This is a genomic window from Pseudovibrio sp. M1P-2-3, from assembly GCF_031501865.1.
GTDB lineage: Bacteria > Pseudomonadota > Alphaproteobacteria > Rhizobiales > Stappiaceae > Pseudovibrio > Pseudovibrio corallicola.
This window is the reverse complement of sequence record NZ_JARRCW010000001.1, coordinates 2,767,095-2,786,749: the sequence shown is the minus strand read 5'-3', so window position 1 is coordinate 2,786,749 and position 19,655 is coordinate 2,767,095. Positions and strand designations below refer to the sequence as shown.

Genomic DNA, 19,655 nt, shown 5'->3' with positions numbered 1-19,655 from the left:
ACTTATATATTAAGTGCTTCTTAGATTCAGTCGTGTAAATTTGCATTAAGTGCTGAATAAAAATACGACTTGCACGGCAATAGGACATAAGGCGCAACCAGATGATCAATACAAATAGGGCAGTTGAGGTCCTGGCACAGGATGAGGATCAAGCAGAATTAAAGCCGGCTTACCTCGAAGCGCTCACACTAATTGAGCGGCTCCATCGCCGTCTCTTGGATGTGATTAAAGATGAATTCGACCGCATGGGTCGTTCAGATGTAAATAGCGTTCAAGCTCTTCTTCTTTTCAATATCGGAGATTCGGAGCTCACAGCAGGCGAACTTCGTACACGCGGATACTACTTGGGATCCAACGTGTCATACAACTTAAAGAAACTTGTCGAAACCGGCTATATCAATCACGAACGGTCCCGCATGGATCGTAGAAGTGTTCGTGTTAGCCTCACGGACAAGGGGCGTGAAATAGCCAAAATCGTAGATGATTTGTATTCAAGACATATTTTGTCTGTTGAGCAAGTCGGGGAAATGTCTGCCCAAAATTTGGTGGAACTCAACCGCAGCCTTCGCCGTCTGGAGCGTTTCTGGACAGATCAGATCCTTTACCGCCTATAGTCCAATCGACTTTACCCCATTTAAAAACACCGCATCTCAGGATTTGCGGTGTTTTTTTTGTATCTACTTCATTACTATAGGTTTTATATTAGTTTGTGTCCGGTGTGTGTAGTCATTTATAGTTAAATATAGGGGTTAGCATGTTTAGTTCTTGCCATATTAAGCTGTTTAATAACTTAAAATGAGTAATTCTATTTTATGGCATTAAAAAATATTTCATGAAAATAATCTATTCTTGATGATGTTATTTTTAATTGAGATGGTAAAGCATGATTAATTATGACAGGTTTAATCGGCAGAGTTCTGTGCTTAAGAGGCTAAATCTGCGAGGGGGAGGGGCTTTGGGGCATATCAGCAACTTATCTAGAGAGCGAGATATCAAACCAAACATAGGAATCTCGGGGTCGCTTGGTAGAGGGAACTATGGGGACGAGCTCTACCTCAAAAACTATCAGTACTGGTTTGGTTCGTGGGCTAGGGTTTTTCTTCTTACTGGCTTGCCTAGGCCCTATTATATGCGGCATTTTTCCGAGAATCTCGTTGATATGATGGATGCAGTCGTTGTAGGTGGCGGGGACTTAATTTGTCCTTACCGACCAAAAGTTGATCAAGATTTTGTCAATAAATTGTTTTTGCGTCGATCAGTACATATTGCAGGAGTGGGTGTGGAGCAAAATCGTTCGGATATTCATCCGGACGTACTTAGTAAGTGGAAGCAGTTTCTTTGCAATGCGAATATAAAGTCGATTTCAACGAGGGATCCGCTGTCTCAGGCTTGGATTGAAAAAAATGTAAAACCTGCTGTTGGTGTTAGAGCGCACTCAGACCTAGCTTGTGCTTTACCGCTGCCAAAAGTGGGTCGCATCCCAAAGGAGCCAATTGTTGGTTTGGTTACTAGGCACATCAAGCACCCTAAAGAGTATTTGTTAATGGCGGAAATCGCTAAGAGGTTAGCCGCTAAGGGCTGGAAGGTTCATCATATTATTGCAGGTGTAGGAAAGCATGGTGAAAAAGACTTTGAGAATGCAAAAGCTTTAAAAGTTCCGGGAAAAAAGACGAAATATACTCAAAGTCTTGACGAAATAAGCCGGAGTATAGGGCAGTGTTCACTTGTTTTGAGTATGAAATTACACGCAACTATTGTTGCGATGATGTATGATGTACCAACCATCAGCTTAAATCCGGTTGTAAAAGCGCGTGCCTTTATGGAATCAGTGGGCCGCGAGTCACTTGTTTTTAAGTGTGATGATAGACAGGTGCTGGAGTGTGTTGAGGCTGGTGTGCCAAGGGTTCCGACGGCTCTGATGCAGCAAAAAACGGCTGAAGCGTCCAGTTATATGCGTCAACTCTGTCAAAATATTTGGAGCGACTTTCTAGTGGCTAATCCCGAACTAAATGGTCACGTTAAGTGTGAGTTGTCATTGCCCTAGCCTTCTTGGTGAAGTCCTAGTTAAGTTGCTTTGCTGTATATAGCCTACTTTTATAGGGTGAGCTGTCAACAAGAGCATCTGTGCTGCCTTTGTTTAAGAACCGACTGCTGTCACAAGCTTGTTTGGCGGACTTAGGAAGTCAGCTCCACATGGCTGCCTACAAACATTCATTAAGTGTCTTTGGATAACGGGCTATAGTCATGTTCAGACACGAAACAGCCATAATAGAATGTGTTAAGCATGCCTCCTGTAGAATGAGGTATGGGTGGTGATATATACTCGTTGTGCTGCTTCGGGGAGTATCAGGCAAACAAGTTCGAATTGAACCTACTGAAGCCTTCGCTGAGAATTGGAAGTTTTGAACGTCCTCTTCCACAGCTAGAGAATACTGCTGGCTGGTTTGCAGTTTGGCAGATGTGAAAGAATTGAAACTAGGGGTACTGCGGTGTCTAAGCACTTTAACCGTTCTCATTTGTCCAGCGTTGCCGGCGCTTTGGCCGTTGGGTGTGCTGCAACAATGTCAACGGCAAGCGTTGCGCAAGTGTTGGTTCGGCCTCTAGCGCCGCTTGTGGAAAATGTTGCTCCGGAAACTCAGAGTATTCCAGCCGGTGTTCCAGCGCTGGATGGGCAGGTTTTTGAAGGGGCTGAATGGGAAGATGGCTTTGATAGCGGTGTACGCAGTGTCAGGGAAATTGACACAGTTTCTCCCATAATTTCTCTGCATACGCAGCTCTATATGGAGCAAGCTATTCCTCGATATCGTCAGATCGTTGCCAATGGTGGCTGGAATATGGTGAGCTATCCGGGAAAACCGCTGAGGATCGGTAAACAGCACGACAGCGTTGTTGAGTTGCGTCAACGTCTGATCATTTCCGGGGATCTGGATGCAGGTGCGGGTCTTTCCAAAATATTCGACAGCTATGTTGATACTGCTGTTCGCCGTTTTCAGTTGAGACATGGCTTGCTTGCAGATGGCATTGTGGGCAAGGGTACAATTGAAGCTTTGAATGTTCCGGCCATCGTGCGGCTGCGCCAGTTGGAAATCAATATGGGCCGGGTTGCAGAACTGGCAGATCAGTTGAACGATACATATGTCATGGTCAACGTTCCAGCTGCTCGAATTGAGGCAGTGGAAGCAGGTCGGGTTCGTTCCCGACATACGGCTGTTGTTGGAAAAATCGATCGCCAGACACCTATTTTGAACTCCAAAATTACAGAGGTGAATTTTAATCCTTACTGGACGGTTCCTGTCAGTATCATCCGCAAGGACTTGATTCCAAAGATGCAGGAGGATCCCAGTTACCTTGAGAAGAACAAGATCAAAATTTTTGATTGGTATGGGAACCAGAAACAGTGGCAGGACATTGACTGGAACACGCAGGAAGCAACCCAATATCGCTTTACGCAGGATCCGGGCGAAAAGAACTCCATGGGAAGTATTCGCATAAACTTTCATAACAAGTTTCAGGTGTATCTACATGACACGCCAGAGCAGTCCTTGTTCGGCAGTGGATACCGTTTTCACTCCTCTGGGTGTGTCCGGGTGCAGAATGTTCGTGAACTGGTTTCTTGGCTCTTGGGAGCAACCACGCCTGGTTGGGATCGGGCTAAGGTAGACGAATCGATTCGCGGTGGTGAGCGCCTTGATGCGAAATTGAAGACACGGATACCCATCTTTCTTTCGTATGTGACAGCTTGGGCGAGCAGTGATGGAGCAGTTCATTTCCGGGATGATATCTACAAAATGGATGGTCTGAGCGACTCTCTGCCCATTCTGTCCGAGGCCGTAAGCAGATAAAATATCCGCCAAATACCCCGATAGGATAGGGGGGTAACTTCGATATATCGTTGATTGCCCCCTTGGTTCAATCCATTGCCTGTGGTAATTGCGGGGCGCCTACCTGAAATATAGGTGGGGTTGCTTAGGAGCTTAGAGGGCTCCTAATTTCTTTTGGTTCCAATGTGAAGAGGCCTTGCCATGTCCCTGACGGATACAACGGTCACCACTCAGCTCTACCCAGAGTTTTTTACAGGTTCCCTCGCTCAGGTCGACCCTGAAATTACAGCTACGATCAAAAGCGAACTCACTCGCCAGCAAAATGAGATCGAACTGATTGCTTCGGAAAATATTGTTTCCAAAGCGGTTCTTGATGCTCAAGGGTCTATTATGACCAATAAGTACGCGGAGGGGTATCCAGGCCGTCGTTACTATGGTGGTTGTGAGCACGTGGATGTGGCAGAAGAGCTTGCCATTAAACGGGCCAAACAGCTCTTTGGGTGTGACTTTGCCAACGTGCAGCCCAATTCCGGTTCTCAGGCGAACCAGTCAGTGATGATGGCGCTTGCTAAACCGGGCGACACATTACTCGGCATGAGCCTTGACGCTGGTGGTCACTTGACACATGGCGCTAAACCGAACATGTCCGGTAAATGGTTCAATGCCATTCAATATGGTCTGGACACGGCAACCGGCCGCATTGATATGGATCAGGTTGCTCAGCTTGCACGCGAGCACAAACCAAAAGTTATTGTTGCTGGCGGTTCTGCATATTCCCGCGAAATCGATTTTGCAGCTTTCCGCGCAATTGCCGATGAAGTAGGTGCCTTCCTGTGGGTGGATATGGCGCACTTAGCAGGTCTGGTGGCCGGTGGTCAGCACCCGAGCCCATTCCCGTACGCCCATGTTGCGACCTCCACCACTCATAAGACTCTGCGTGGTCCGCGCGGTGGTTTGGTGCTCACAAACGATGAAGCTATAGCCAAGAAAATCAATTCTGCCATTTTCCCGGGGCTTCAGGGTGGCCCGTTGATGCATGTAATTGCGGCTAAGGCTGTGGCTTTTGGTGAAGCGCTGCGTCCAGAGTTCAAGATCTACGCAAAGAACGTGATTGAGAATGCAAAAGTCTTGGCTGAAACTCTTCGTGAGGGTGGCTTGGACATTGTGTCTGAAGGTACAGATACGCATTTGATGCTGGTTGATCTGCGTCCAAAGAACCTCACCGGTGTTTCTGCAGAAAAAGCTCTTGAGCGCGCCAATATCACCTGTAACAAAAATGGTGTGCCGCTTGATCCGCAAAAGCCGACAGTAACCTCTGGTATTCGTCTGGGAACTCCCGCGGGTACAACTCGTGGTTTCGGGCCCGCCGAATTCCGCGAAATCGGTTTGTTGATTAATGAAGTGATGGAAGGCTTGCGTGCTTCCAATACGGATGAAGGCAACGCGACCGTTGAAGCAGCTGTAAAAGAGAAAGTTCTCAAGCTAACAGCTCGTTTCCCAATCTATAAAGGCCTTTAAGGAGTTTTAACTCCTTAAAATAACAATAAAGGAGGCACACGCTTATGCGCTGTCCGTTTTGCGGCGGAGATGATACCCAGGTTAAGGACTCCCGTCCTACCGAGGATAACACAACGATCCGTCGTCGCAGGGTCTGCCAAACATGTGGCGGCCGCTTTACCACGTTTGAGCGGGTGCAACTGCGCGAGTTGACGGTAATCAAGCGCAACCAGCGGCGTGTGCCTTTTGATCGCGAGAAACTCATGCGCTCGGTGCTCATAGCAACCCGCAAGCGTCCGGTTGAGCCGGAGCGGGTTGAGCGCATGGTCAGCGGCATTGTGCGCCAGCTGGAAAGCTCGGGAGAGAGTGAAGTGGATGCGGAGGCTATCGGCCATCTGGTGATGGAAGGGCTTAAAGCTCTGGACGATGTTGCTTACGTGCGCTTTGCTTCCGTTTATAAAAATTTCCGCGAGGCGAAGGACTTTGAAGCCCTTCTGGATGAGCTGAGCGACGAAGAGCTGAATTCGCGGCTGGCGGCCCAAAAGAGCTAGTTGGTTTAAGTATGGCTGCATGTGATGAGTATTGGCATGCGCTGTGATCTGGTTGCAGTTGACAGCTTGAGCAAGGCTTTCGTGTTCGGCTGCACTAGATAAACTCATTATGTGTGTCCTGCGGAGCGAGAGGTGGGCTTTGTCTGGAAATCCAAGTTTAAGCTCTAAGCAAAGACATGAAGACGAACGGTTCATGGCGGCAGCGCTCTCATTTGGACAGCGCGCCCGTGGGCGGTCTTGGCCAAACCCTTCTGTTGGAGCGCTGCTCGTAAAAGATGAAGGCTCCGGGCCGGTTGTTGTCGGGCAAGGAGCAACTATGCCCGCAGGTGGAGCGCATGCAGAGGTTCAGGCTCTGGCAAAGGCAGGGGGAAGGGCGAATGGTGCAACGGCCTACGTCACTTTAGAGCCCTGTGCCCACTATGGGCGCACGGGGCCTTGTGCGCTGGCTTTGGTAAAAGCAGGTGTCGCCCGCGTTGTCTTTGGATGTTCTGACCCAAATCCGGAGGTCGGGGGCAAGGGTAAAAAGATTCTGGAAGAAGCTGGTGTTGAAGTTATCTCCGGTATTCTTGAAAGGGAGTGCCGCGCCAGCGTTATTGGCCATATAACGCGGCTGGTGCACGCTCGCCCTCATATCCAACTGAAAATGGCTCTCTCAAACGACGGGTTCATCGGGCAAAAGGGTAAGGGGCAGGTTGCTATAAGCTCCCCTGAAAGCCGCCGCCTTGTTCATGCCATGCGGGCACAGGTTGATGCCATTCTTGTTGGTATTGGTACGGTGCTAGAGGATGATCCGGAGCTGACCTGCCGTCTGGCAGGTCTGGAGCACCTCTCTCCGGTCCGTGTCGTTGTCGATAGTCATGCGCGTTTGCCGCTTAATTCAAAACTTGTGCAAACGAGTGCCTCTACCCCTCTTTGGGTGCTGGTTGGGCAAGGTGCTGTGCCCGAACGCTGCGCTACGCTGGAGGCAGCGGGCGCCAAAGTGCTACGGTGCCAGCAAAGAAACGGGCACGTACACCTACCACATGCCATGAAAGAGCTTGCCACTGCCGGTATTACCAAGGTGATGGTGGAGGGCGGAGCCCATGTGGCGCGGGCGCTTTTGAATGACCGGTTGATAGATGAGGCGATGATCTTTCAAGGCGCAAAAATCATTGGAGCAGATGGCCTTAAACCTTTTGTGGAAGGTAGCCTTGAACTCTTGAATAACAAGGGGCACTTTACCCACGAGCTACTTCGCCGCGTATCCGGCGATATTCTTTGGCGCTATTCTTTTAAGGAGACCTCATAGGTGTTTACTGGAATTGTAACCGATGTGGGCAAAATTGCATCTGTGGAGAAAATCCCGGCGGGCCTGCGAACGCGCATTTTGACCAAATATGACGCGAATGGCATTGATCTGGGCGCGTCCATCGCATGTGGGGGCGTGTGCCACACAGTCACCGCAAAAGGCATTGAGGACGGGCAGAACTGGTTTGAAGTAGAATCAGCTGCTGAAACCCTGCGTTTAACCACTGTTCGCGATTGGCAGGCAGGCATGCGTATCAATCTGGAGCGTTCCCTTGCAATGGGGGATGAGCTGGGCGGGCACCTTGTTCTGGGTCATGCGGATGGAACTGCAAAAATTATCGAATTTGTCCAGCATCCGGAAAGCGTTTACATCAAATTTGAATGTGCAGAGGAATTTGCCCGCTTTATACCAAAAAAAGGCAGTGTTGCGCTGGATGGGACATCCCTTACAGTGAACGAGGCGGAGGGGAATACGTTTTCAGTTTTCCTTATTCCTCATACTTTATCGGTGACAACTTGGTCAGATCGTACAGAAGGTGACCTTGTAAACCTTGAAGTCGATATGATGTCGCGTTATGTGGCGCGGCTAGCAGAATTTACAGGGTAACAGTTCTTTATAAGTTTCTGCTGTTTTGACTGGACAAATGGTGTCGGTCGTGGTTCCTGACGATCAATTAAACGAGTGAAAGAGATCCTGCTATGTCTACAGTTCCCCACATTCTTATCATTGAGGCACGTTTCTATGATGAGTTGGCTGATGCACTTTATGAAGGTGCCAACGAGGTTCTGAAAGATGCAGGTGCCAAGGTATCCCGTATGGAAGTCCCTGGCGTTCTAGAAATTCCTTCCGCGCTTTCCATGGCTTTGGCTGCAATGGAAAACGGCGATGCGGACTTCGACGGCTTCGTGCTTTTGGGCTGCGTTATCCGTGGCGAGACAACACACTACGATATTGTCTCCAATGAATCGGCACGCGCCATTGTGGAACTGACAACGGACGCCTGCATTGCAGTGGGCAATGGCATCCAGACAGTGGAAGATGACGAGCAGGCTTGGGCTCGTTGCGACAAAGACAAGAAGAACAAGGGCGGCGGCGCGGCTGAGGCTTGCCTTCGCATGATTGAAGTGCGCGATCACTTCGGAGTTTAAGATTTAGTATGACGCAAGAACAAAATAATAAGAACAAGGCTGGCGTGCGCCCCGCAAACAAGCGGGGCCTTTCACGTCTTGCTGCGGTTCAGGCGCTTTACCAGATGGAACTGGCTGGCACGGAACTGAGCGATATCGTCGGTGAGTTCAAGCTGTACCGTCTGGGCCAAGAGCTTGACGGCGAAACCTACCGCGAAGCGGACCCCGCATGGTTTCAAGATCTTGTCCATGCTGTTTTTGAAGAGCAAAAAATTATCGATGCCAAGATCCACAGTGGTCTTTCAGAGGATTGGCCGCTGCGCCGGGTCGATAGCACGGTTCGTGCCATTTTACGTGTGGGAGCAGCCGAACTCTTGCGTAAAAAAGATGTGCCTGCCAAGGTTATCATTAACGAATATATTGAGATCTCAAAAGCCTTCTATGAGAAGGATGAGACACGTTTGGTCAACGGTATTATGAACCGTCTGGCCCGCGATATTCGCGCTTCCGAATTCGACGGCTGATATGAGTGGGGGCAGGGCAGGCGAGTTCACTCTGATTGAGCGCTACTTTGCCCCACTGGCGACCCATGCGGGTGCAGCAGGTCTTACCGATGATGCTGCAACACTTACCCCACCAGAAGGGTGTGAGCTGGTTCTTACCAAAGATATGCTCGCCTCTGGTGTCCACTTCTTCCCAGAAGACCCTCCCCAGTCTGTCGCGCGAAAAGCGCTTGGGGTAAACCTCTCCGATTTAGCTGCCAAAGGGGCACGTCCTCTTGGTTACCTCCTCGGCCTTGGTCTTCCTAAGGACTTTGAGGAGGCGTGGGTTCGTGATTTTTGCAAAGGGTTGGAATTGAGCCAGAGGCAATATGGCTGGGCTTTGCTGGGAGGGGATACCATTAAATCACCAGATGGTATTCTCCTGTCTATTACAGCTATTGGATGTACGCCAACTGGCCGCGCTGTAAGGCGGAATACCGCTCCAGTGGGAGCTAGGCTCTATGTGACAGGTACAATTGGAGATGCCGCCTTAGGTTTGATGCTCCGTCTTGCGCCGGAAAATGCGCATAAATGGGGTCTTACTCCCACTGAAGAGGCATTTTTGCTGGAGAGGTACCTTCATCCAAAGCCAAGAGCTCAGGCGGCGCAGACGATTTTGGAGTATGGAGCGGCGTCTATGGATGTTTCCGACGGTCTGCTCGCAGACCTTGCCCATATGTGCCACACCTCCAAGGTTGATGCCCATGTGGATTTGGAAAAAGTACCCCTGAGTGCTGGCGTGCACAGGGCGTGCTCTGCTGAGCGGGAGCTGCTTCACCAAGCGGTCACAGGCGGCGATGATTATGAGATTTTGTGCGCCGTTCCAGAAAATGCATGTGAAGTCTTTGAAAAAGGCCTGAAGGCCTCAGGTTTGCCTTGCTCTCAAATTGGTTATTTCTCAGCGCCAGCGAATTCTGGTAGTGGCGTACCAAACCTGTACCTTCATGGTGAGAGGGTTCTTGGTCACTCATCAAAGGGCTTCGAGCACTTTTAGGGAATATATACCCCAAGGGCGGGTTTGCTCTTTGTCCGTAGGAACTAAAAGATCCAAGTATTGAGAATCGTTTACCTGTGATTCGTAGGTATTTATATTCGTGATGCCATGGGTTTGGGGCAAATTTCTATTTCATCTCCCCATATAACCCGTGAAAACTCACTAGGTGAAAACTATATGGAAGCGGAAACTATCTTTCCCTACAATGGTTTAAGTGATCTCTTGTTTTATGTGGAGATAAAACGCAGAGTACATTGCAGTCTAACCTCCTAAATCTCATGGATATTAGCCTTCTGGAAATAACCTTAAACAGAAAAGACAAATTTAAGGATTTTCGGGGGGGTCAATGACTGAGATTTTCGTAACCATTGCGTGTGGGGTGCTTTCTGTCATCTATGCCATATGGGCCATTCAAAATGTCATGGCTGCCGATAAAGGCACGGCCAAGATGCAGGAAATTGCCGGTGCCATACAAGAAGGGGCACAGGCTTACCTGTCGCGGCAATATACGACCATTGCCTTGGTCGGTATCGTTATATTTGCAATCATTGCCTATCTCCTGTCTGTCACCGTTGCCATTGGCTTTGCAATTGGTGCAATCCTGTCTGGGGCTGCTGGCTTCATCGGTATGCTGGTTTCAGTTCGCGCAAATGTGCGTACAGCGCAAGCGGCCAGCCAAAGCCTTGGAGCAGGGCTCAATATTGCGTTTCGCTCAGGTGCTGTAACGGGCATGTTTGTGGCAGGTCTCGCTCTTTTGGGGGTGGCCGTATATTTTTATATTCTAACGGCCCATCTTGGGTATAGCCCAACATCAAGAACAGTCATTGATGCCTTGGTCTCGTTGGGTTTCGGTGCTTCGCTCATTTCCATATTTGCCCGCCTTGGCGGAGGAATTTTTACCAAGGGAGCCGATGTTGGCGGCGATCTGGTTGGGAAGGTAGAGGCTGGTATTCCAGAGGATGATCCGCGCAACCCCGCCACTATTGCTGATAACGTTGGCGATAATGTGGGCGATTGTGCTGGCATGGCGGCTGATCTGTTTGAAACCTATGCTGTGACCCTTGTGGCAACCATGGTACTGGCATCCATTTACTTCAGAGCCTCACCAGACTTGGCTGCCGTCATGGTTTACCCCATGCTGATTTGCGGTGCATGTAGTGTTGCCTCCATCATTGGCAGTTTCTTCGTTCGCCTTGGCAGTTCAAACTCCATCATGGGAGCGCTCTATAAGGGCTTTATTGCCACTTCAATCATATCTTTGATTGTCCTCTATCCTTTGACCAGCTGGACATTTGGTGGCATGGACAAGGTTCTGGCAATTTCCGACGGTCTGACCTTCACCCCAATGAGCCTGTTTCTCTGCGGTGTCGTTGGCCTTGTGATCACCGGACTGATTATCTGGACAACGGAGTATTACACGGGAACCGGTTTCCGTCCGGTGCGTTCCATTGCGAAGGCCTCAGAAACTGGGCATGGGACCAATGTTATTCAAGGTCTGGCTGTGTCACTGGAGGCGACTGCCGTTCCTGCGTTGATTATTATTCTCGGGATCATCGTAACCTTTAATCTTGCAGGTCTGTTTGGAATTGCCATAGCGGTGACAACCATGTTGGCCTTGGCCGGAATGGTGGTTGCACTGGATGCCTTTGGGCCGGTGACAGACAATGCGGGCGGGATCGCGGAAATGTGTGATCTGCCGGAAGAGGTGAGAAACACCACAGATGCGTTGGATGCTGTTGGTAACACAACGAAAGCGGTCACAAAAGGATATGCGATAGGTTCCGCAGGCTTGGGTGCTCTGGTCCTTTTTGCCGCATACACTGAAGATCTTTTATTCTTCTCTTCCAACTCGGATCAATTCCCATACTTTTCGGGAATGGAAGCCGTCGGGCCAGACTTTTCTCTGTCTAATCCTTATGTTGTTGTCGGCCTGTTCTTTGGTGGCTTGCTCCCGTTCTTGTTTGGCGGAATAGCCATGACAGCCGTTGGCCGTGCTGCCGGATCGGTTGTTGAGGAGGTACGCCGCCAGTTCAAAGACAAGCCGGGTATCATGAAGGGAACGGAGCGCCCAGACTATGGACGTGCGGTGGACATGCTCACCAAAGCGGCCATACGTGAGATGATCATTCCGTCCCTGTTACCTGTTCTTTCTCCGTTGATCTGCTTTTATACCATCGAAGCGATTGCCGGTAAGGCCGATGCCTTTGCGGCACTGGGAGCCATGTTGCTCGGGGTGATCGTCACCGGCCTTTATGTGGCTTTGTCCATGACAGCCGGAGGTGGTGCATGGGACAATGCCAAGAAGCACATTGAAGATGGGAATCATGGCGGAAAAGGGTCCCACGCCCACAAGGCTGCGGTGACCGGAGATACGGTTGGAGATCCCTATAAGGATACTGCGGGGCCCGCAGTCAATCCGATGATTAAAATCACCAATATTGTGGCGCTCATGCTGCTGGCGGTTCTTGCCCACTAATCAAACTGTCCGGGAGGGGTAACCCTCCCGGTTATTATATGACTTCGGTTAGGGAGTGGGGGTCTTAGCCTAAGCCCACCTTGCAAGATGCTGGTTACCTTTAAGTTCATGGTCAGCTCTAGAAAGTTGGTGGAAGCAAAATTCATTGTCCTACTTTCACCCCCTACCATTGAAAGGAAGGATAAAAATGTCAGAAAACAATTTCAGGAGCTTAGTCTCTGTTGTACATGTCGCAGATTATGCAGAAGCTATTGAGTGGTACACGAAGTGGTTGGGGCGCGAACCTGATATCACGCCTACTGAGGGTGTTGGGGAATGGCAGTTGACCGACAATGCCTGGATTCAGATTTCGGTAGCGCCAGACCCAAGCCTTGTTGGTAAGTCGTCCGTCGTTTGCGGTGTCCTTGATCTGGAGGTGCAGTGCAGGGCCTGTCAACAAGCTGGAGTAGCGATTGGCGAAACTCAGGATTATGGGTTCATAAAGCTAGCGAGTGTGAGCGACCCTGCTGGGAATACGGTGGCTTTCGTTCAGGAAGTGGAGCAGGCGTAGATGGTTGTTGGAGGGCGAAGTGGGGCAGGTAAAGGAATAACTGGGTGTTTGAGAAAGTTTTTGAATTCGGACCTCCTTCTTGGAAGGTCCCATTGATGCATAGCTGTTTTGAAAACTAAACTATCTCATTTTTGGAGATGCAGTTTTGCTCATATCACGGTTTAGAATGTTGCTGTAATATATTGATATTAAATTGAAATATACTTCAAAGTAAAGCTACACATTAACTTTACGGGCTCTTTGAAAGCTTTGTGCGGAAAAATCCTATAATTTCATCCACGGCCTTGCGTGTGGGCTCATGTTCCTTGTCAATGAGGTTAATAGTCACCACACTATGAGGTGTTGGAACGTGAGCTTGGAAGAAGGGGGTAACGTTCTTGCCGGCTGCAGAGGTAGGCAAAGTACGCCCCTCAAACCGGTCTCCCAGTGCCTGGGCGTAAGCGGCGAAGCGCTGTGCTTGGCAAAAGTGATCTCCTTCAAATCTGTAGGCAAGGACTGATAGGTCTTCCGATTCCAGCCTTGCGCGCACCGCTGCCAGCTCCTCTGGTGAGCTCTCCAGAGCTTCAGGCTTGTCCAATGGCAGGCTAGGCTGTGAAAGGACCGATGCCAGAACGGATGAGTCCAGCATCATGGAAAGAGCGAAGTTTCCAGTAAAACACATACCAATAGCACCAACGCCAACCCCACCGCATTCTTCATGGGCAAAACGGGCAAGTGCTCTGAGCCATTGGGTTACAGGGCTGGAGCAGTTTCCGGCAAAGGCGCGAAATTCGGCACTGACACAGGCCCGTTTAAAAACTTCTGCTCCCTCATCAGCGTTTGGGGTCGCCCCGTCGTGCCCGAAAAGGGAGGGGATGTAGACGGTAAATCCGGCCTCACATAGCCATCGGGCAAACCGGAGCAATTGCGGGTTAATACCGGGCATTTCGGGCATAACAATCACAGCGGGCCCGGTTCCTGCCATATAAACCCGCTTGACCTGCTCTTGAAGGCATATATCGCGGGATTGAAAATCCTCGATACGCCCAATTGTTTCCGCTGTTTTCATTTTGTTACCTGAGTCTTTATTTTGAACCTAGATAAAATTAGAATATCTATGTCTGTATGTCAAACTCAGATAAGCCGCAGTGCATACGCAAAAGAGCATGGGTACCTAAAGAAGAGTGCCCCATGGCAACAGCCGTAGATACTCTGGGGGACCGCTGGGTCCTCCTGATACTTAGAGAAGCCTTTTATGGGGTTCAAAGGTTCGATGATATTTTACAGGACTTGAATATTCCCAAATCCGTATTGACCGACCGTCTCAAGCGCATGATCGAAAGTGGACTTATGGAGCGTTTCGAATATCAGGAGCCGGGAACCAGAAAGCGCGCCGCCTACGGATTAACGCAAAAGGGGCGGGAACTTGCGCCTGTTATGATTGCGCTAAAAGAGTGGGGGGAAAAACATGCGTTACACGCCCCATCACCCGTGGATATTCAAAGTACGGGTTCAGGAGACTGGCTGCGTCTTCATCCTGTTGACTCGCAAGGGCACCTTATTGCCTGGGAAGATGTGAGGCTTGTAAAAAGAACTGCTTGATTGGCGCTGCAGTGCCAAGAGGCAGCCTTTCTTGAGGTGCAAGCGATCGCATAAAAAAAATCCCGCCGGAATTAAGGCGGGATTTTGTATGTCACACTTGCACAAGCTATTTGGCTTGATGCGTTACAGCAACAAGCCGCTACTCTTGATTAGAGGCTGAACGAAGGTTTCTGCGCGCCTCTTAGGATTTGCGAGAGGAAGCTGTAGTCGGAACCACCGGTTCTTGTCTTACGGTTCAAGTAATCAACAACCCGGCCATCTTCATACCCATAGTTCGCCAAGGACTTCACGAAGCCTTCTTTGTCGAAATAGACGGCAACTACGCGCTGATCCACGATTTGCGGTTCAAGAAACGCCACTGTCTCCTTTTTCTGGGAGATGTAGTAGTAGGCTTCTCCATCAAAATCTGAGGTTGTAGAAGGGGAGCCCAACAAAAGCTCTACTTGTTCACGGCTTGATCCCACATGAATTTCTTCCAGAGTTTCTGGAGAAATTACGTGACCATGATTGATTGTCTGTGTAAAACAGCCACCAAGCGGCAACGATAAACAAAAAAGGAACGCTGTACGGCGCGCAAAAGCAAACATTCAGAATATCCCATTGGCTTGCAGATGCACAAAGCCCCATTGCAAGCGGTTTAATTTCTTCCCATATGTTTGTGCCTAGCCTTTTAGAGGGCACAACGCAACTCCGTATCGCAAAAAGAGGTGCCATGTTCTTTGGCTTTTTACGCAGACGAGGCAATTTTGCAGTCCACGAAATTTATCGTGATATCGTTTCTCAGGCCCGTCAACCTGTCTTCTATCAAAGCTTTGGTGTGCCTGATACCGCCGAAGGGCGCTTTGAAATGATAGTGTTCCACGCTTTTTGCCTGTTCCACCGTCTGCGGCATGAAAACAAACAGGCGGGCGAAGTGGCCCAAAAGGTTTTTGACCTCTTTTTTGTTGATATGGACCAAAGCTTGCGGGAGGCCGGTATTGGAGATGAAGGTGTCCGGCGGCGAATACGGAAAATGAGCGAATCTTTTTATGGTCGTTCTACAACCTATTCGCGAGCGTTGGAGGAGGGGGATAACGGGCAATTGGCTCAGGCCTTTGCCCGCAATTTTCTTTTCACGGCAGATGGGGGGCTTGCGGCAGACCGTTTGGTCGAATACATGCACGCAACACTACTAAAGTTAAACGAAACAAAGACCGAGTGCATTCTCAAAAATGAGTTTGACTGGGTTGAAGTTAAATGGAATGCAGTCGAGGAAGGTGTTGGCAATGGCGAACAGTGAATACCCCTACAGCTTTTTGTTTGATGTAACGCGCTTGGGTAATTCGGCTCACGATGTGACATTGGAACTGGGGCCTGAAGATCTGGTCAAAATGGCCAAACTCTATGATCTGGTGGAACTTGAAAGCCTTAGGGCCCAGTTGCATATCCGGCCATGGAGAAAAAATGGCGCGGCTGTTGAGGGAAGCTTCAAAGCCAAAGCACGGCAGAAATGCGTTGTGACACTGGAAACCATGCAAACCAAGATTGCTGACGAGTTTGAGCGCACCTATGCACCTGCACAAGGGCGCAGGCCAAAGCGCAATGAAGAGGAAACTCTTGAAATTGATCTGGATATGGATGCCAAGGACCCACCAGATGTCTTTGAAGGCAGTACAATTGACCTAGGTGCACTTATCTGCGAACAGTTCGCACTAGTGCTGGATCCATTTCCCCGCTCTCAAAAGGCCAAGGTCGACGAGATCTATCAGCAACAGGATGAAGAAGAGGTGGAGGAAAAACCCTCGCCATTCGCAGCACTTGCAGCCCTGAAAAAAGGTGAAAACCGTTAAAGGGTCAAAAGAGATGCTTATCTGCGGTTGATTGAGTATTGGAAACCTATATCTTCACTTTCGCTTTTTATATTTATACCGGTTAGATATCTCTACCGTATCTAACAGTGGGGCTGCGGACCAGCTGGAACAAGGTTTGATCAGGAATGTCTGAAACAATAAAAATATCTTTGGATGCAATGGGCGGTGACAATGGATTGGAAACAGTGCTGCCCGGTGCTGACCTTGTCTTGGAACGGTGCCCGAATATTGAGTTCTTACTTTTCGGCGATTCAACCCAGATCACTGCGGGGCTGGAAAAATATCCACGCCTGAAAGCTGCAAGCAGTATCATTCATACAGATGTTTCCATTGAAATGGATGAAAAGCCCAGCAAGGCGCTGCGCAAGGGACGTGGAAAGTCGTCCATGTGGCAAGCCATTGCTGCGGTGAAGGCAGGGGATGCGGACGTGGCGGTCTCCGCCGGAAATACCGGCGCGCTTATGGCTATGGCCAAGTTCTGTCTACGGATGATGTCTGGTGTGGAGCGTCCGGCGCTTGCAGCGATCTGGCCGACAATGCGCGGGGAATCAATTGTTCTGGATGTTGGTGCTACTGTTGGCGCGGACGCTCAGCAACTGATTGATTTTGCAATTCTTGGTGGGGCCATGGCTCGCTCCTTGCAAGGGGTTAAACAGCCAACCGTTGGACTTTTAAATATTGGTGTTGAAGAGGTTAAGGGTGTAGAGGAAGTCCGGACCGCAGGCAAAATGCTGCGCGAACTTTCTCCGCCCAACATGATGTATACCGGCTTCGTTGAAGGTGATGACATCGGCAAAGGAACTGTTGACGTTGTTGTTACGGAAGGTTTTGCCGGAAATATCGCACTAAAATCGGCTGAGGGTACTGCAAAACAGCTTGCAGGGTATCTGCGTGCTGCCATGAGCCGGACGTTGATGGCGAAAATTGGCTATCTGTTTGCACGTGGAGCATTTGACAGGCTTCGGGCAAAAATGGACCCGCGTAAAGTGAACGGCGGTGTCTTTCTTGGTCTTAATGGTATTGTGATAAAAAGCCATGGTGGCACAGATGCAGAAGGTTTTGCCTCTGCTGTCGAGCTTGCTCATGATATGGCAAAGAATAAACTTATAAAGAAAATCTCCGAGGATTTGGGCGATTACCATCGTGGTCGCTTTGGTCAAACTGGAGAAAGTGCGGAAGGTTAACACGTGAGTGAACTTCGTTCTGTTGTTTTGGGATCTGGTAGCTACCTGCCGGAAAAGGTCGTACCAAACAAGAAGCTGGAAGAGATTGTAGATACTTCTGACGAATGGATCGTACAACGTAGCGGCATCCATCAGCGTTATATTGCCGCTGACAATGAGGTCACTTCCGATCTGGCTCTTAAAGCCGCAAAAGCTGCTTTGGAGAATGCGGGCGTAGAGGCATCCAGTATTGATTTGATCATTCTGGCCACGGCTACACCGGACAATACTTTCCCGGCCTCCGCAGTAACTGTTCAAGCCGGCCTTGGTATTACTCATGGCGCGGCGTTTGATGTGCAGGCAGTGTGTTCCGGCTTTGTTTATGCGGTTACAACTGCCGATGCGTATTTGCGTGGCGGCTTGGCAAAGCGCGCGCTTGTAATTGGAGCCGAAACGTTCTCCCGCCTTCTGGACTGGGAAGACCGGACCACCTGCGTGCTGTTTGGTGACGGCGCCGGCGCCATTGTTATGGAAGCGCAGGAAGGCAAGCCGGAGATCAATGAAAGTGGCATTTTGACATGCCAGCTGCGTTCCGATGGCCGCCACAAAGAAAAACTCTATGTGGATGGCGGGCCGTCTTCTACCCAGACCACCGGTAAGATTCGCATGCAAGGCCGCGAAGTTTTCAAACATGCTGTAGGTATGGTGACAGATGTGATCATATCCGCATTCGAGGCGACTGGCACCAGCGCGCAGGATTTGGACTGGTTTGTTCCCCATCAGGCCAATGAGCGCATTATTGATGCTTCCGCCAGAAAATTGGGTATCGCTCCTGAAAAAGTTGTCAAGACGGTTGGAAAACACGGAAATACGTCTGCAGCATCGATTCCCCTGGCACTAGATAGTGTTGTACGTGAAGGTAAGGTCAAAAAAGGTGATCTGGTTATGCTGGAAGCCATGGGCGGCGGATTCACATGGGGGGCAGTGCTGCTACGTTGGTAGTAAACTGGGCATCAACAATTTAATGTTGACATAAGATTGCAATTGCCTGTTGACCGAAAAGCTTTAAGTGAATACCGTATCTCCTTGAGAATAATCCTTATTTCTTTGGAATGAAGCTCTCTAAATGGAGTGTGAAATGGGTAATCGTACTATCACACGCGCAGATTTGTGCGAAGCTGTCTATCAGAAGGTCGGTCTTTCAAGAACAGAATCAGCTGAGCTGGTGGAAAAGGTTCTTGGTGAGATTTCTGAAAGTCTTGTGAAAGGGGACACTGTAAAGCTGTCCTCTTTTGGTTCATTTGTTGTTCGTTCAAAAGGCGAGCGTATTGGACGGAACCCGAAGACAGGTGAAGAGGTTCCCATTTCTCCTCGCCGCGTTATGGTCTTCAAACCAAGTAATGTTTTGAAACAACGCATTAATGACGCCCTTGTCGAGGGTGCGTAAGGCACTTTTCCAAATTACATAGATATTAGGCAAGTTATTTCCAGTGACAAAGAGCCAAGACGCTTTCCGTACGATTAGTGAAGTGGCCAGTGATCTGGACCTTCCCCAGCATGTGTTGCGATTTTGGGAAACCAGATTTACACAGATCAGCCCTCTCAAGCGCGGCGGTGGTCGGCGTTACTATCGCCCGGATGACGTCGAGCTATTGAAAGGCATTCGTCACCTTCTTTATGGTGAAGGATATACGATCAAGGGTGTACAACGAATTTTGCGTGAACAGGGCGTAAAATTCGTGATGTCGGCGTCCAACGGAGTCATGCCTACCTTGCCAAAAGGGGTTGCCGGAGTGTCCTCCGACGATTCGTCTATGGAGGACGAGGACTACGGCAGTGAAACTATGACCCAAGCGGGCGTGATGAATGCGCACGTCGGTGAGGAGGGCGGCCATCTTGAGCTGGAAGCTGAAGATCTTTCCGCTGTAGCTGCTGCAATGGAAACCCAGCTGGCCGAGAATGACTATGAAACCGTTCAGGGCGACCCGGACGCTTTGCCGGAGGGGGTGCTGCCTGATGATGCGCCAACTGCCCAGCAAAGCCAATCATCCGGTCCGTTTCGGATCATGGACCGCTTGCGCGGCAATGAAAAGATCGTTGTTCCTACCAATGAGGAGAGCGGCCTTTCAAAAGACGAGGTGCGTAGCCTTCAGGCAACGCTCTTTGAGCTTTTGGAGTGCAAGCGCATGCTGGATCAGGCACGATAGAGACGCCT

General features: G+C 49.7%; 21 protein-coding genes. 19 read left to right on the top strand and 2 right to left on the bottom strand.

Annotated elements, in window-relative coordinates; translation table 11 throughout:
- Nucleotides 1-101 precede the first annotated feature (101 nt).
- The 12 genes from ldtR (at nucleotide 102) to P6574_RS12035 (ending at nucleotide 12,846) form a co-directional block, all read left to right on the top strand.
- A complete protein-coding gene (ldtR, locus tag P6574_RS12090; protein WP_310620531.1) occupies nucleotides 102-614 on the top strand; it encodes a transcriptional regulator LdtR in 513 nt (170 codons plus the stop codon).
- Nucleotides 615-955: 341 nt separating this feature from the next.
- Nucleotides 956-2,044: a polysaccharide pyruvyl transferase family protein gene (locus tag P6574_RS12085; protein ID WP_310620530.1), complete on the top strand. Its 1,089-nt coding sequence runs from the start codon at nucleotides 956-958 to the stop codon at nucleotides 2,042-2,044.
- Nucleotides 2,045-2,489: 445 nt separating this feature from the next.
- The gene (locus P6574_RS12080) at nucleotides 2,490-3,842 is read left to right on the top strand and encodes a L,D-transpeptidase family protein (protein WP_310620529.1); all 1,353 of its coding nucleotides are present in this window, start codon (nucleotides 2,490-2,492) and stop codon (nucleotides 3,840-3,842) included.
- Nucleotides 3,843-4,022: 180 nt separating this feature from the next.
- A complete protein-coding gene (gene glyA, locus P6574_RS12075; protein ID WP_310620528.1) occupies nucleotides 4,023-5,339 on the top strand; it encodes a serine hydroxymethyltransferase in 1,317 nt (438 codons plus the stop codon).
- A 44-nt stretch (nucleotides 5,340-5,383) separates the two neighbouring features.
- Nucleotides 5,384-5,869: a transcriptional regulator NrdR gene (nrdR, locus tag P6574_RS12070; protein ID WP_310620527.1), complete on the top strand. Its 486-nt coding sequence runs from the start codon at nucleotides 5,384-5,386 to the stop codon at nucleotides 5,867-5,869.
- A 139-nt stretch (nucleotides 5,870-6,008) separates the two neighbouring features.
- Nucleotides 6,009-7,157, top strand: a complete 1,149-nt coding sequence (gene ribD / locus P6574_RS12065; protein ID WP_310620526.1) for a bifunctional diaminohydroxyphosphoribosylaminopyrimidine deaminase/5-amino-6-(5-phosphoribosylamino)uracil reductase RibD — start codon at nucleotides 6,009-6,011, stop codon at nucleotides 7,155-7,157.
- Complete coding sequence (locus tag P6574_RS12060; protein WP_310620525.1) at nucleotides 7,158-7,763, top strand: riboflavin synthase; 606 nt, start codon at nucleotides 7,158-7,160, stop codon at nucleotides 7,761-7,763. It begins immediately after the preceding gene.
- 92 nt (nucleotides 7,764-7,855) lie between these two features.
- The gene (ribH, locus tag P6574_RS12055; protein WP_310620524.1) at nucleotides 7,856-8,305 is read left to right on the top strand and encodes a 6,7-dimethyl-8-ribityllumazine synthase; all 450 of its coding nucleotides are present in this window, start codon (nucleotides 7,856-7,858) and stop codon (nucleotides 8,303-8,305) included.
- Between the two features lie 8 nt (nucleotides 8,306-8,313).
- Nucleotides 8,314-8,808 carry a transcription antitermination factor NusB gene (nusB, locus tag P6574_RS12050; RefSeq protein ID WP_310620523.1) on the top strand — a complete coding sequence of 165 codons (495 nt, stop codon included), beginning with the start codon at nucleotides 8,314-8,316 and terminating at the stop codon, nucleotides 8,806-8,808.
- A 1-nt stretch (nucleotide 8,809) separates the two neighbouring features.
- Entirely contained in the window at nucleotides 8,810-9,820 is a 1,011-nt protein-coding gene (thiL, locus tag P6574_RS12045) for a thiamine-phosphate kinase (protein ID WP_310620522.1), read from the top strand.
- Nucleotides 9,821-10,166: 346 nt separating this feature from the next.
- Nucleotides 10,167-12,296 carry a sodium-translocating pyrophosphatase gene (locus P6574_RS12040; RefSeq protein ID WP_310620521.1) on the top strand — a complete coding sequence of 710 codons (2,130 nt, stop codon included), beginning with the start codon at nucleotides 10,167-10,169 and terminating at the stop codon, nucleotides 12,294-12,296.
- Nucleotides 12,297-12,483: 187 nt separating this feature from the next.
- A complete protein-coding gene (locus tag P6574_RS12035; RefSeq protein ID WP_310620520.1) occupies nucleotides 12,484-12,846 on the top strand; it encodes a VOC family protein in 363 nt (120 codons plus the stop codon).
- 229 nt (nucleotides 12,847-13,075) lie between these two features.
- Here the strand turns inward: P6574_RS12035 and P6574_RS12030 are convergent, their stop codons facing one another.
- A complete protein-coding gene (locus P6574_RS12030; protein WP_310620519.1) occupies nucleotides 13,076-13,894 on the bottom strand; it encodes a dienelactone hydrolase family protein in 819 nt (272 codons plus the stop codon).
- A 122-nt stretch (nucleotides 13,895-14,016) separates the two neighbouring features.
- Between P6574_RS12030 and P6574_RS12025 the strand changes: the two genes are divergently transcribed.
- Nucleotides 14,017-14,427, top strand: a complete 411-nt coding sequence (locus tag P6574_RS12025; protein WP_310620518.1) for a winged helix-turn-helix transcriptional regulator — start codon at nucleotides 14,017-14,019, stop codon at nucleotides 14,425-14,427.
- A gap of 149 nt (nucleotides 14,428-14,576) precedes the next feature.
- Here P6574_RS12025 and P6574_RS12020 read toward each other — a convergent pair whose 3' ends face one another.
- A complete protein-coding gene (locus P6574_RS12020; RefSeq protein ID WP_310620517.1) occupies nucleotides 14,577-15,014 on the bottom strand; it encodes an outer membrane protein assembly factor BamE in 438 nt (145 codons plus the stop codon).
- A gap of 65 nt (nucleotides 15,015-15,079) precedes the next feature.
- Here P6574_RS12020 and P6574_RS12015 point away from each other — a divergent pair, with 65 nt between their 5' ends.
- From P6574_RS12015 to P6574_RS11990, 6 genes are all read left to right on the top strand, one after another.
- Nucleotides 15,080-15,706, top strand: coding sequence for a ubiquinol-cytochrome C chaperone family protein (locus tag P6574_RS12015; protein WP_310620516.1), 627 nt, complete (start codon nucleotides 15,080-15,082; stop codon nucleotides 15,704-15,706).
- Nucleotides 15,693-16,256 (top strand): YceD family protein, encoded by a 564-nt coding sequence (locus P6574_RS12010; protein ID WP_310620515.1) that lies wholly within the window; start codon nucleotides 15,693-15,695, stop codon nucleotides 16,254-16,256. Before P6574_RS12015 ends, P6574_RS12010 begins: the two co-directional genes overlap by 14 nt.
- 146 nt (nucleotides 16,257-16,402) lie before the next feature.
- Complete coding sequence (plsX, locus tag P6574_RS12005) at nucleotides 16,403-17,461, top strand: phosphate acyltransferase PlsX (protein ID WP_310620514.1); 1,059 nt, start codon at nucleotides 16,403-16,405, stop codon at nucleotides 17,459-17,461.
- A 3-nt stretch (nucleotides 17,462-17,464) separates the two neighbouring features.
- Nucleotides 17,465-18,442 (top strand): beta-ketoacyl-ACP synthase III, encoded by a 978-nt coding sequence (locus P6574_RS12000; protein ID WP_310620513.1) that lies wholly within the window; start codon nucleotides 17,465-17,467, stop codon nucleotides 18,440-18,442.
- Nucleotides 18,443-18,578: 136 nt separating this feature from the next.
- Nucleotides 18,579-18,887, top strand: a complete 309-nt coding sequence (locus tag P6574_RS11995; protein WP_310620512.1) for an integration host factor subunit alpha — start codon at nucleotides 18,579-18,581, stop codon at nucleotides 18,885-18,887.
- 43 nt (nucleotides 18,888-18,930) lie between these two features.
- Nucleotides 18,931-19,647 carry a MerR family transcriptional regulator gene (locus P6574_RS11990; RefSeq protein WP_310620511.1) on the top strand — a complete coding sequence of 239 codons (717 nt, stop codon included), beginning with the start codon at nucleotides 18,931-18,933 and terminating at the stop codon, nucleotides 19,645-19,647.
- Nucleotides 19,648-19,655 lie beyond the last annotated feature (8 nt).